This window comes from Paraburkholderia sp. GAS334 (assembly GCF_050436625.1).
In the GTDB taxonomy this organism is placed as follows: Bacteria; Pseudomonadota; Gammaproteobacteria; order Burkholderiales; family Burkholderiaceae; genus Paraburkholderia.
Genome location: NZ_JBNDMO010000006.1, coordinates 89,136 through 102,471, shown reverse-complemented (window position 1 = coordinate 102,471; position 13,336 = coordinate 89,136). Strand labels below are relative to the sequence as shown.

8 protein-coding genes are annotated in these 13,336 nt (G+C 64.0%); 3 read left to right on the top strand and 5 right to left on the bottom strand.

All coding sequences use genetic code 11. From position 1 onward, the window contains the following. The first annotated feature begins 33 nt into the window (after positions 1-33). On the top strand, positions 34-1,968 hold the full coding sequence (locus P3T21_RS13315) for a SurA N-terminal domain-containing protein (protein WP_429256406.1): 1,935 nt from the start codon (positions 34-36) through the stop codon (positions 1,966-1,968). Positions 1,969-2,080: 112 nt separating this feature from the next. Here P3T21_RS13315 and P3T21_RS13310 read toward each other — a convergent pair whose 3' ends face one another. Both P3T21_RS13310 and P3T21_RS13305 read right to left on the bottom strand, forming a co-directional pair. After that, entirely contained in the window at positions 2,081-2,419 is a 339-nt protein-coding gene (locus tag P3T21_RS13310; protein ID WP_429256405.1) for a hypothetical protein, read from the bottom strand. A gap of 136 nt (positions 2,420-2,555) precedes the next feature. Then, positions 2,556-3,248: an arylesterase gene (locus tag P3T21_RS13305; RefSeq protein ID WP_429256404.1), complete on the bottom strand. Its 693-nt coding sequence runs from the start codon at positions 3,246-3,248 to the stop codon at positions 2,556-2,558. Here P3T21_RS13305 and P3T21_RS13300 point away from each other — a divergent pair. Beyond that, complete coding sequence (locus P3T21_RS13300; RefSeq protein ID WP_429256403.1) at positions 3,247-3,936, top strand: ABC transporter ATP-binding protein; 690 nt, start codon at positions 3,247-3,249, stop codon at positions 3,934-3,936. The two genes, P3T21_RS13305 and P3T21_RS13300, sit on opposite strands and share 2 nt — an antisense overlap. An 86-nt stretch (positions 3,937-4,022) precedes the next feature. Here the strand turns inward: P3T21_RS13300 and pgi are convergent, their stop codons facing one another. From pgi to P3T21_RS13285, 3 genes are all read right to left on the bottom strand, one after another. Beyond that, positions 4,023-5,645, bottom strand: coding sequence for a glucose-6-phosphate isomerase (pgi, locus tag P3T21_RS13295; protein WP_429256402.1), 1,623 nt, complete (start codon positions 5,643-5,645; stop codon positions 4,023-4,025). Positions 5,646-5,935: 290 nt separating this feature from the next. Continuing rightward, entirely contained in the window at positions 5,936-7,528 is a 1,593-nt protein-coding gene (locus P3T21_RS13290) for an NAD(P)H-hydrate dehydratase (RefSeq protein ID WP_429256401.1), read from the bottom strand. 54 nt (positions 7,529-7,582) lie between these two features. Next, complete coding sequence (locus P3T21_RS13285) at positions 7,583-8,884, bottom strand: FAD-dependent oxidoreductase (protein WP_429256400.1); 1,302 nt, start codon at positions 8,882-8,884, stop codon at positions 7,583-7,585. A 303-nt stretch (positions 8,885-9,187) separates the two neighbouring features. Between P3T21_RS13285 and purL the strand changes: the two genes are divergently transcribed. After that, on the top strand, positions 9,188-13,279 hold the full coding sequence (gene purL, locus P3T21_RS13280) for a phosphoribosylformylglycinamidine synthase (RefSeq protein WP_429256399.1): 4,092 nt from the start codon (positions 9,188-9,190) through the stop codon (positions 13,277-13,279). The last annotated feature ends 57 nt before the right edge of the window (positions 13,280-13,336 follow it).

The following is a 13,336-nucleotide window of genomic DNA, read 5'->3' as shown; positions in this document are numbered from 1 at the left end:
ATCGGGCGTTCTGTTTTTGGCCGACCCTCACGCATGCTTGATTTTTTCCGCAATCACAAACGCCTGATGATGTTCATGCTCATCCTCGTCATTGTGCCGGGGTTGGGATTTGTGGGTATTCAGGGCTTCCGCGGTTTCTTTGATGAAAGCGCGAACGTCGCAAGCGTCAACGGTCACAAGATTACGCGCGTCGAATACGACAACGCGATGCGCCAGCAGCTCGACCGTGCGCGCCAGGTGCTCGGCGCCCAGTTCGACATGAAGTCGTTTGATACGCCCGAGCGTCGTCGCGACATGCTCGACGGTCTGATCCAGCAGCGCGTGCTCGCCGACGAAACGCAGCGTCTTCATCTGACGGCTTCGGACGACGCCGTGCGTCGCACGTTGCTGGCCGATCCCATCATTTCGTCGCTGAAGAACGCCGACGGTACGATCGATGTCGATCGCTACAAGCAACTGCTCGCGATGCAGGGCATGACGCCCGAACAATACGACGAGCGCGTGCGCTACGGTCTTGCGACGCAACAGTTGCCCGCTGCCATTCAGGCCAGCGCGTTCACGTCGAAGACGCTGGCGCAGCGCCTGACCGATCTCGCGGAGCAGCAGCGCGAAGTGCAGGGTCTGGCATTCCGCGCGCGCGATTACGCATCGAAAGTGCAGCCCACAGACGCGCAGTTGCAGGCTTATTACGATGCGCACCGGCAGGAGTTCGCCACGCCGGAAACGGCGACGATCCAGTACGTGGTGATGTCGCCGGCCGTGCTCGCCGTGGCTGTGCAGCCGGGCGACGCCGACGTCAAGAAATACTACGACGATAACCTCGCGCACTACCGCACCGATGGCGAAGTGCGCGCAAGTCACATCCTGATCGCGGCGCCGAAAGATGCCAGCGCAGCCGACAAGGCCAAGGCGAAGCAGAAGGCTGACGAAGTGCTCGCTCAGGTCAAGGCCCATCCGGATCAGTTCGCGCAGATCGCCGCGCAGAATTCCCAGGATCCGGGCTCGGCTTCGAAGGGCGGTGACCTCGGCTACTTCGGTCCCGGCATGATCGCGGGCGGCAAGGCATTCGACGACGCCGTGTTCAAGCTGAAGAAGGACGAAGTCAGCGACATCGTGCAAACGGATTTCGGCTATCACATCGTCAAGGTGACGGATGTGAAGCCGGCGGTCACGAGGCCGTTCGACGAAGTGAAGGATTCGATCGTCAAGGATCTGAAGCAGCAGCAGGCCACCAAGGCTTTCGCTGACGATTCGGACGGCTTCACGTCGATCGTGTACGAACAGGCGAAGGGCCTGCAACCGGCCGCCGACAAGTACAAGCTGCAGATCCAGACGGCGACGGTCACGCCGCAACCGGACGCGAAGTTGCCGCCGGACAGCCCGCTGAACAACGCGAAGTTCCTCGCGGCCGTGTTCTCGAGCGATGCGACGAAGGCGAAGAACAACACGCAGGCGATCGATGTCGGCGGCAATACGCTGATCGCGGCGCACGTGACCGACTACAAGGCGGCGACGGTGCCGGCGCTCGACGCCGTCAAGGATGCCGTCCGTCAGAAGGTAATCGCCCAGCAGTCGGCGGAGATGGCGCGCAAGGATGGCACGGCGAAACTCGCTGATCTGGAGAAGTCGAAGTCGACGGACGGTTTCTCGTCCGCGCTGAAGGTTTCCCGCAACGATGCGCAAGGCGTGCCGCCTGCGGCGTTGAGCGCGATCTACAAGGTCGATGCACAGAAGCTGCCGGCGTATGTCGGTGTCGATCTCGGTGACGATGGTTACGCGATCTATCGCGTGAACGCTGTCGTGCCGGGCAATGCGGTCGACGCACAGCGTCTTGCTGCCGCGCAGCAGCAGATCGCGCAGGTCAATGCACAGTCGCAGGTCGAAGCGTATGTCGACGCGCTGCGTGCACGCTCGAAAGTGAAGTTCTTCGGAGCGCTGGATGGCTCGGCGCAATCGTCGGGCGATTGATCCGACGCAGCGTTGGTAGTCGCGCGAACAAACAAAAAGCCCCGCAAACGCGGGGCTTTTTGTCTGGCGACGAGCCTCGGCCCGTCACGTCGTGACACCTGCCGCGCCGATGTTACAGGCAGGCCGTAATGTCACTGGTGTCGCCGCCGGCACCACCGCCTGAGCGAAACCCAACCCACGTGCCCGGGCCCGAGTAAGCGGGACGCACGACAGCGGCCGCGCCGCCAGGCGGTTGCTGACCCGGAACGTAGACGTCCATTGCGGCGTCGTTCGCGAGCGTATTCTGCGACACCACCTGCTGTTGCGATTTATCGGCCCATTTCTTCGCGATGCACTGGCCGACAACTTTTGGCGGTTGCTGGCTTTGTCCGACGGATTGAACACCTGGTGGCGGTTGCGCAGCGCAGGCAGAAATTGCCACGGTCAAAGCGATAAGCGGTAAGTATTTCACGTTATCTCCTTCCAGAATCGCTCAAAATGAGCCTGGTTTTCGAGGTTAACGAAATATCAGATCGCTAATGCATTACCTCGTTCCCGCGCATTCGAAACAGGTTGTTAGCAAACCCGTCTGGGCGATCAAGTGGCAATTACGGCGCTTTCAGCAACGGCTTCAACGTGAGCCATACGTTGTTCAGCAAAACGGGCTGAGCCTGTTGTGTGGGGTGGATCTGGTCGGCCTGGAACATGTCTGGCTTGTCCTCGATTCCGGCAAGCAGGAAGGGCACGAGCGGCACGTGAAGCTGCTTCGACAGATCGTCATACACGCCGTGGAACTTTTGTGTGTAGTCCATGCCGTAATTAGGCGGCACATACATACCCACAAGCACCACTTTCGCGTGTGCCTTCTGCGTTTGCTCGATAATCGTGCGAAGGTTGTCTTCGGTGGTGGTGAGTGGCACGCCGCGCAAGGCGTCGTTGGCACCAAGTTCGACGATCACCACGGAAGGTTTCAGACGCTGCATCAGTGCGGGCAAACGGGCGAGTCCACCGCTCGTCGTATCGCCGCTGATGCTTGCATTCGCAACGTTATAATCGATGCGCTCGTCGGCCAGACGCTGGCGCATCAACGCGACCCAGCCGGTATCGCGAGGCAGGCCGTACTCGGCAGAGATGCTGTCGCCGAGCACGACAATCACCGGCTTGTCGGGTGCGGTGCTGGTGGCTGCGGTATTGGATGTATTGGCTGCGCCGGCTGTATGAGGCGCGGTCGCAATCACCGCGACGACACCGAGCGCGGCGCCCAGCGTCACCATGCGCACTTTCAATTTGTGCTTCACCATGCAAAAGAAAACTGATCCAGTCATTGAAGTGCGGGGTCTGAGCAAGCGGGTTAAGGATGCAACGGGCGAACTGACGATTCTCGATCATATCGATCTTTCGATCGAGCCGGGCAGCAGCGTGGCGATCCTCGGCGCGTCAGGGTCGGGCAAGTCCACGTTGCTGGGTTTGCTAGCAGGATTGGACAGCGCGACGTCCGGTTCGGTTCGGCTGCTTGGCCGTGAACTCACCGAACTCAGTGAAGACGAACGCGCTGCGTTGCGGAGCGGTTCGGTCGGCTTCGTGTTCCAGTCGTTCCAGTTGATGCCGCATCTGACCGCGCTCGAAAACGTGACGCTGCCACTTGAGTTGCAAGGCGGCATGTCGACGCGCGAGGCGGCGAAGCGCGCGCGGTCGCTGCTCGATCAGGTCGGGCTGGGCAAGCGGACGGGGCATTATCCAAAGCTGCTGTCGGGTGGCGAGCAGCAACGTGTCGCGCTGGCGCGCGCTTTCGTCACGCATCCGGCGATTCTCTTCGCCGATGAACCGACGGGCAGTCTCGATGCCGCGACCGGTCATGCCGTGATCGATCTGATGTTTGAGATGAATCTCGCGAATGGCGCGACGCTTGTGCTCGTCACACACGATATCGAACTCGCGCGGCGCTGCGATAGTACGGTGACGATCGAAGCAGGGCATCTCGTGGTCTGAACGCAATCGAAATGATCGACTGCTCGCATTGAAAAAAACGGACGCCGCGGCGTCCGTTTTCGTTTGCTACTCAAGACCGCAATCGATCAGCGCTTCAACGCAGCCCGCGCGCGACCGATCAACGCCGAGGTCGACGAATCATGCTTCCTTTCTTCGACCGATGCCGCGGTCAGATCCGCCTCGACGACCTTGCCGAGAATCTTGCCGAGCTCGACACCCCACTGGTCGAACGGGTTGATGTTCCATACCGAGGCCTGCACCAGCACCTTGTGCTCGTACATCGCGATCAACGCACCGAGCGACCGCGCGGTCAGCGCATCGACGAGCAGCGTCGTGGTCGGACGGTTGCCCGGGAACATCAGATGCGGCGCGAGTTCCGGCTTGTCCGGGCCCGCCACCTTCTTCGCTTCTTCGAGCGTGCGGCCGAGCATCAGCGCTTCGCTTTGCGCAAAGCAGTTTGCCAGCAGCTTCGGATGATGATCGACGAGCGGATGTTCCGGCGTCAGCACGGCGACAAAGTCGACCGGCACGATCGTCGGCCCCTGATGCAGCATCTGGAAGAACGCGTGCTGTCCGTTCGTGCCGGGCTCGCCCCACGTGACCGCGGACGTCGGGTAATCGACGATCGCGCCATCGAGCCGCGCCGACTTGCCGTTGCTCTCCATTTCCAGCTGCTGCAGATACGACGGCAGGAAATGCAGCGCTTCCGAATACGGCGCCACCAGGTAGCTCTGCGAGCCGAAGAAGTTGCGATACCAGATGCCGATCATGCCGAGCAGTACCGGCAGATTGCGTTCGAGCGGCGCGTCGCGGAAATGCTGGTCCATCTCGTTCGCGCCCGCGAGCAGTTCGGCGAAGTGCGCCGGGCCGACCGAAATCATGATCGACAGACCGACGGCCGACCACAGCGAATAGCGTCCGCCGACCCAGTCCCACATCTCAAAGACGTTTTCCTTCGCGATGCCGAACTTCACGACTTCAGCCGGATTCGCCGACACGCCGACGAAGTGCTTCGCCAGTGCGCTTTCCGGGCAACCGCTTTTGATAAACCAGTCGCGCATCGAGTGCGCGTTGGTCATCGTTTCGAGCGTCGTGAAGGTCTTCGATACGACGATCGCGAGCGTCTCTTCCGGATCGATCTGCTGGAGCACGCGATACATATCCGCGCCGTCGACGTTCGACACGAAGAACGACTTGATGTCCGGCGTGGCGAGATGGTGCAGCGCATGCACGACCATCTTTGGACCCAGATCCGAACCGCCGATGCCGATATTCACCACGTAGCGAATGCGCTTGCCGGTATAGCCGGTCCACGCGCCACTGCGCACCTGGTCGGCGAACGCGGCCATCCTGGCCTGCTCGGCCTTGACCTGTGCGTTGAACGGCGCCTTCGGATCGGTCGCGCGCAACGCCGTGTGCAACGCCGCGCGGCCTTCGGTCGGGTTCACGACCTCGCCCGCGAACATCGCGTCGCGACGTTTTTCGACGCCTGCTTCGCGTGCCAGTTGAACCAGCAGGCGCAGGGTTTCGTCGGTGATACGGTTCTTCGAAAAATCCGCCGCGAGGCCGCCGCCCGACAGCGTGAAGCGCTCGGCACGGGTCGGGGCAGGGTCGTTGTCGGGGGCGAACCAGTCGCGCATGTGCGCGTCGCGGATCTGTTCGTAGTGCGCTTGCAGCGCGGACGAGGCGGGGAGCGGATTCGATGGCATGTAACTGTCCGTCTAGCGAAATGACACGAATGGAAGGCGGCGTGCTGCGTGTGCCGCCAGCGGTGAGGCTTTGGCGCGTCGCGGTGTCGTCGGGTTCAATGCGCTTTCAGTGCTTCCGGCGCTTCACGCGCCGTAATGCAATTCCACGACTGGGCGATGCACTCAGTCGGTCAGTATAGCGGCGTTGGATGACAGCGCGCAGCCAGATGATGGGAGCGATCATGCGATGCCGGCGGTTGGGTTCGCGTAGTTCGCGCATGCATTGTTCGCACGCATCGTGGTTGGCCGTTTCAGGCACGCAAAGGATAAAACAGCCGGTTCAGCAACGTGCGCACCATCGGCGCCAGTTCGCCGGCGGTCAGGCCGGCGGGGCCGTTGCCTTGTGCGGTCAGCGTATCGGCGGCGCGGCCGTGCAGGTAGACGCCCGCGAGCGCTGCCTCGTAGTGAGGCAGACGTTGCGCGAGGAAAGCACCGATGATGCCGCCGAGCACGTCGCCCGTGCCGCCTGTCGCGAGCGCCGCGTTGCCGGTCGGATTGATCGCGACGCGGCCATCGGGCGCAGCGATAATCGTGCCCGTTCCTTTCAGTACGACGACGCTCGCATAACGGGCCGCCAGCGACCGCGCAGCGGCGAGACGGTCGGCCTGTACCGTGCGCGCATCGGTATCGAGCAGGCGGGCAGCTTCGAGCGGATGCGGCGTCAGCACGCACGGATTGCCTCTCTGCGCGCCGCGCGCTTCGACGGCGGCGGCGAGATCTTCGTCCTTCGAGATCAGGTTGAGCGCGTCGGCGTCGAGCAGGATCGGCACGTCGAGTTCCAGCGCGTCGTGCAGCGTAACGGACGCGCGGTCGCGTTCGCCCATGCCGCAGCCTATCGCGAGCGCATCCATTGCATCGAGCGCGAGATCGTCGACGCCATGCAGCATCAGTTCGGGGTGGGGCGGATCGTAGGCAGGCGCGCCGCTGCCGATAAACGCGATATGCACCTTGCCCGCGCCCGCGTAGAGCGCGGCACGGGCCGCGAGAATCGGCGCGCCGCACATGCCCGTGTCGCCCCCGACCACCGCGAGACTGCCGAACGTGCCCTTGTGCGTCGCGAAATCGCGCGGCGGCAGACATGACGCGAAAAGCGACGGCGCGTTGAGTTGCATCTTCGTGCGGCTGCCGGCGTCCTCGATACCAATTGGCGCCACCGTCACCGAGCCTGCCAGATCACGTCCCGAAGCTGTGTACAAGCCGGGCTTCGCGCCAATGAAGGTGACGGTATGCGTTGCGCGCACCGCGATGCCGGCGCCGGAGCCGACGACATTGCCCGTATCGCTGTCGAGGCCGCTCGGCACATCGAGCGCGAGCACGTGGCCTTTGCTATGCGCGCGTTCCGACAGTTGTCGGGCGAGTTCGGCGAAGACGCCTTCAAGTGGCCGCGCGAGTCCAATGCCGAACATGCCGTCGACGAGCCAGCCGTAGCGGTCGAACGAAGCCGGCGGCGTCGCGGAAATCGGTACGCCGGCCTTGCGGGCGGCATCGAGCGCCCAGCGGGCGTCGTCCGACTTGACCTCGACGGGCATGCAGACATCGACCGTTACGCCTGCGCGGTGCAGCTCGGTCGCCATCACGAGCGCGTCGCCGCCGTTGTTTCCCGGGCCCGCGACCAGCCAGACCGGATGGCTCGCATAGGCGGACGATTCGTGGGCACTCTGGTCGAGCAGGAAGCGCGCGGCGGCCGCGCCCGCGCGGGCCATCAGTGTGTGTTCGGGGAGTGTCGCGGCCGCTTCTTTTTCGAGCGTGCGCAGTGCTTCGACCGTCGAGAGCGGTAACGGACGGTCGTACGGGTCGATGAGCGTGGCGGAGCTGGAAGAGGCGGGCGGCGGAGTGTCGGTCATAGCGGCGCAAGGACGAAGACAAACGAAAAAGAAAGACGCCAGCCCGGACAAACCTCAATCCCGGAACCGCTCCGGCCGCAGCGCGGCGAGCGTGTCAGGCGGTACATCGGGCGTCGCACCGGCGAAGAGATCAGCGATCACTTTAGCAGACCCGCATGCCATGCCCCAACCGGACGGTCCGTGTCCAGCGTTCACAAAAAGCCGGGGATGCAGCGCGTTGCCGACAAGCGGCAAGCCATCCGGCGACAGCAGCTTCAGGCCTTCCCAGGGCAGCGCGGCCGAAATCTTCGCGGCGCCGGGAATCCAGTCGTGGGTCGCCTGACCCAGCAGCGCGAGCGCTTCCTTGGTCAGCGGCTCGCTGAGCGGCTTGTCGACGAGGTTCGCCGGTTGCACGACCGCGCCGCCCGCGATGCGCAGCCGATGGTTCATCCGGGTGATGGTGATGCGTTTGACTGCGTCGACCACGGTCATATGCGGCACGCATTCTTCGTGAGCGACCGGCGCGGCCAGCGTGTGCATCCGCAGCGGATGCAACGGCAGGCGCAGGCCGAGCTGCTCCAGCAGCGGCAGGCTGCCGACGCCGGCTGCGACAACGATTGCGTCGCCGGCAATCACGTCGACTTCGCGCGAGCGTGACGATTCACCTGTGCGCGGCGCCAGTTCGACGGCGGCCCGCTGGTTGTCGACACGGATCGCGGTCACTTCACGGCCGGTCTGGAACGTCACGCCGCCTTGCTCGTCGAGCAACTGCTTGACGAGCTTCGCAAACAGCGGACAGTTGGCCGTGCGTTCCGAGTCGAAATACACGCCGCCCGCAAAATCAGGATCGGTCGGCACAGAATGCTCGAGCGTGGCGCACTCGGCGGCCGTCAGCACATGATGGGGGACTTCGTATCGACGCAGAAGGTCGAGCGCAGGCTGGGTCAATTCCCACTCGTGGGCGCTACGGACGAGGTGAAGCACGCCGCTGCGCTGTTCGAATTCAAGGCCGAAGCGCGCTTCGATATCGGCCATCGCATCGCGCGACAGTTCGATCAGCGGACGCAGGCGCCCCATCTGTTCCGAGAATGCGGTCGGGTCCTGCAACGTGGCCAGACGCTTCAGGAAATCGCGCGCGCCCGAGTTGAAGCCGGTCTTGCTGACGACGCCGCTTTTCGCGGCGCGCCGGTTTTCCATGAAGGTCGGGCCGAACCAGACGTCGAGCGGCGTCGGCAGCACGGTGCCGCTGTGGCCGTAAGTGGCGCCCTGTGCAACCGTGGCATGGCGTTCGACGACGCACACGCGGTGGCCGGCCGCGCGCAGCTGATAAGCGGTGGCGACGCCGACAATCCCGCCGCCAATGACGATGACATCCATGATTGATTCGATTTGCGGGCAGGACGCGAATGAGCCGGCGTGCCCGTATGCGTGACGTGCGGCGCAGGCGGTGATCCTGCCGCGCCGGTCAGTGGAAAGGGCGAATGATAGCAGTCAAACGGGCCGGGCCGCCATGCCGGCCGCGGTGGCGTCATGCGGTGCCGGCCCACGCCGGACGTTGCTGCCAGAAGGTTCGTCGCGCCACGCAGGGCGGCTCTGACGGGCCGTCCCGAGGTATAATCTCCGACTTCCTTTCGCCTCCCGTCGCCTGCACGCGCGACTGATCGACGCAACGTCAAGTCCATGGCCCACTTCTCGTGTTTCCCCGGCGCTTCGGCCCTCTCCGATTTCCGTCAAACCCGCCTGCTCGATACGCTCACTCGCATCGACGCCAATATCACCGGCGTACGCGGGCAATACCTGCATTTCGTCAACGCATCGACGCCGCTTTCGGCGGATGACAGCGCGAAGATCGAAGCGCTGATGCACTACGGCGAACCGTTTGAAGCAGCCAGAGAGCGCGGCACGACCGAAACCTTCCTCGTGGTTCCGCGTTTCGGCACGGTATCGCCGTGGGCGAGCAAGGCCACGGATATCGCGTTGCACTGCGGTCTGTCGAAGGTGCGCCGCATCGAGCGCGGCGTCGAATACACGGTGATCCTGAAGTCGGGCCTGCTCGGCGGCAAGAAAGCGCTGTCCGACGAAGCGCGCGCTGCTGTCGTCGCCGCGCTGCACGACCGCATGACTGAAAGCGTCGCGCCGTCGCGCGATCACGCGATGCACCTCTTCGACGAACTGCCGGCAAAGCCGCTGCAAACCGTCGATATCCTCGATCAAGGACGCACCGCGCTGGAAACCGCGAACACGGAACTCGGTCTCGCGCTGGCGGACGACGAAATCGACTATCTCGTCGACGCATTCAGAAAGCTCGGCCGCAACCCGACCGACGTCGAACTGATGATGTTCGCGCAGGCGAACAGCGAGCACTGCCGTCACAAGATTTTCAACGCCGACTGGACGATCGACGGCGAGCAGCAGGACATCTCGCTCTTCAACATGATCCGCAACACGGAGAAGCTGAATCCGCAAGGCACGATCGTCGCGTATTCGGACAACTCGTCGATCATGGTCGGCGGCATGGCGGAGCGCTGGTTCCCGCGCAAGCCGTCGGGCGAGGGCGAGCGCGCTGAACATTACGGCCGTCACACCGAACTCACGCACACGCTGATGAAGGTGGAAACGCACAATCACCCGACCGCGATCTCGCCGTTCCCCGGCGCCGCGACGGGCGCGGGCGGCGAAATCCGCGACGAAGGCGCGACAGGCCGCGGTGCGCGTCCGAAGGCCGGTCTGGCGGGCTTTACCGTATCGAACCTCGATCTGCCGGATGCGCGCGAAGCATGGGAAAACGCCCGCGATGCGGCACAACCGGTCGCACATCGCAACGACGCGGACAAGCAGGAAGCGTACGGCCGTCCGGACCGCATCGCTTCGCCGCTGCAGATCATGATCGATGGTCCGCTCGGCGGCGCCGCGTTCAACAACGAATTTGGCCGGCCGAATCTCGGTGGCTATTTCCGCGTGTACGAACAGAACGTCGCGGGACGTGTTCGCGGCTATCACAAGCCGATCATGATCGCCGGCGGCATCGGCAATATTTCGGATCAGCACACGCATAAGCACGATCTGCCGGAAGGGTCGCTGCTGATCCAGATCGGCGGTCCCGGCATGCGGATCGGCATGGGCGGCGGCGCGGCCAGTTCGATGGCGACTGGCACGAACACCGCCGAACTCGACTTCGATTCCGTGCAGCGCGGCAACCCGGAAATCGAGCGGCGCGCGCAGGAAGTCATCAATGGCTGCTGGCAGCTGGGCGAAAAGAATCCGATCTTGAGCATTCACGACGTCGGCGCGGGTGGGCTGTCGAACGCGTTCCCCGAACTCGTCGATGGCGCGGACAAGGGCGCGCGCTTCGAGCTGCGGAAGGTCCAGCTGGAAGAGAGCGGTCTGTCGCCACGCGAAATCTGGTCGAACGAAGCGCAGGAGCGCTATGTACTCGCGATCGCGCCGGCTGATCTGCCGATGTTCGAGGCAATGTGCGAACGCGAGCGTTGCCCGTTCGCGGTGATCGGCGTGGCGACGGCGGAGCGTCAACTGCAACTGGTCGATACCGATAAACACAACACTGACGGGCACGAACCCGTCGATATGCCGATGGAGGTGCTGCTCGGCAAGCCGCCGCGCATGCATCGCGACGTGAAGCGCGAAACGGTCGCGCTTCAGCCGGTCGACGTGACGGGCGTGAACCTGTCGGAAGTCGCGGTCAGCGTGCTGCGCCATCCGACGGTGGCGAGCAAGTCGTTCCTGATTACGATCGGCGACCGTTCGGTTGGCGGCACGACCGTGCGCGACCAGATGGTCGGCCCGTGGCAGGTGCCGGTTGCCGACTGCGCGATCACGGCGGCGGATTACGCGGGCTTCCGTGGCGAAGCGATGACGATGGCAGAGCGCACGCCGCTCGCCGTCATCAACGCGCCGGCGTCGGGCCGCATGGCGGTTGGCGAGGCGGTGACCAACATCGCGTCAGCGCCGATTACATCGCTCGACAGGCTGAAGCTGTCGGCGAACTGGATGGCCGCGTGCGGCAGCCCGGGTGAAGACGCGGCGCTGTACGACACCGTCAAGGCGATCGGCATGGAACTGTGCCCGGCGCTCAGCATCGGCATTCCGGTCGGCAAGGATTCGCTGTCGATGCGCACGAAGTGGGAAGACCGTGGCGTCGCGAAGGAAGTGGTCGCGCCGGTCTCGCTGATCATCTCGGCATTCGCGCCGGTCGAAGACGTGCGCCGTCATCTGACGCCGCAACTGCGCCGCGTGAGCGAAGTGGGAGACACCGTGCTGATCGCGATCGACCTCGGCCGCGGCAAGCATCGTCTCGGCGCGAGCATTCTGGCGCAGGTGACGCAGCAGGTCGGCGACACAGTGCCGGACGTCGACGATCCGGAAGACCTGAAACGCTTCTTCGCCGCGATCCAGGCGCTCAACGCCGACGACAGACTGCTCGCCTACCACGACCGTTCCGATGGCGGCCTGTGGGCGACCGTTGCTGAAATGGCATTCGCGGGTCACGTGGGCGTGTCGCTGAATGTCGACATGCTGGTGCTCGATCCGAACCACGAATCCGACTACGGCGACGCAAAAGACTGGGCGAAGCAGACGAGCGGCCGTCGCGACGACCGCACGATCCGCGCGCTCTTCAGCGAAGAACTGGGCGCGGTGATCCAGGTGCGTGCAGCGGATCGCGACACGGTGCTGGCCGCGTTGCGCGAACACGGCCTGTCGGCGTGCTCGCACGTGATCGGCAAGCTGAACGAGCGCGACACGCTCGAAATCTGGCGCGACGCGAAGAAGATCTACGAAGCGCCGCGCGCCGAGCTGCATCGCGCGTGGGATGAAGTCAGCTGGCGCATTTCGCGTCTGCGCGACAACCCGGCGTGCGCGGATGCAGAGCACGATGTATTGCTCGACGCGGCCGATCCGGGCATCACGCCGTATCTGAGCTTCGATCCGGCGGAAGACGTTGCCGCGCCGTTCATCCCCCAAGGGGACTTCCTGCGGGGCGGCAAGGGCGCGCGTCCGCGCGTCGCGATCCTGCGCGAGCAGGGCGTGAACTCGCACCTCGAAACGGCGTATGCGTTCGATCGCGCCGGCTTTGATGCGTACGACGTCCACATGAGCGACCTGCTGTCCGGCCGCGCGACGCTGGCTGATTTCGTGGGCGCGGTGGCATGCGGCGGCTTCTCGTATGGCGACGTGCTCGGCGCGGGCGAAGGCTGGGCGAAGACGATCCGCTTCAATCCGCGACTCGCCGACATGTTCGCGACGTTCTTTGGTCGCGCGGACACGTTCGCGCTCGGTATCTGCAATGGCTGCCAGATGATGAGCAGCCTCGCGTCGATCATTCCGGGCGCGGAAGCCTGGCCGAAGTTCACGCGCAACAAGTCGGAGAAGTTCGAAGCGCGCCTCTCGCTGGTCGAAGTGCAGGCGTCGCCGTCGATTTTCTTCGACGGCATGGAAGGCTCGCGCATTCCGGTGGCGATCGCGCACGGCGAAGGTTTCGCGGACTTCTCGCAACAGGGCGATGCGTCGCGCGTTGCGGTGGCGATGCGTTACGTCGACAACCGCGGGCAGGCGACGGAGCAGTATCCGTTCAACCCGAATGGCTCGCCGCAAGGCATCACCTCGGTGACGACGCCGGATGGCCGCTTCACGGTACTGATGCCACACACGGAGCGCGTCCATCGCACGGTCACAATGAGCTGGCACCCGGAAGGCTGGGGCGAAGCGAGCCCGTGGATGCGCGTGTTCCAGAACGCGCGTCGCCGGCTGGGTTAATCCAGTCTGTGCATCATGCAAGCCGGGCGCTTCACAATAGCGCCCGGTTTTGAAAAG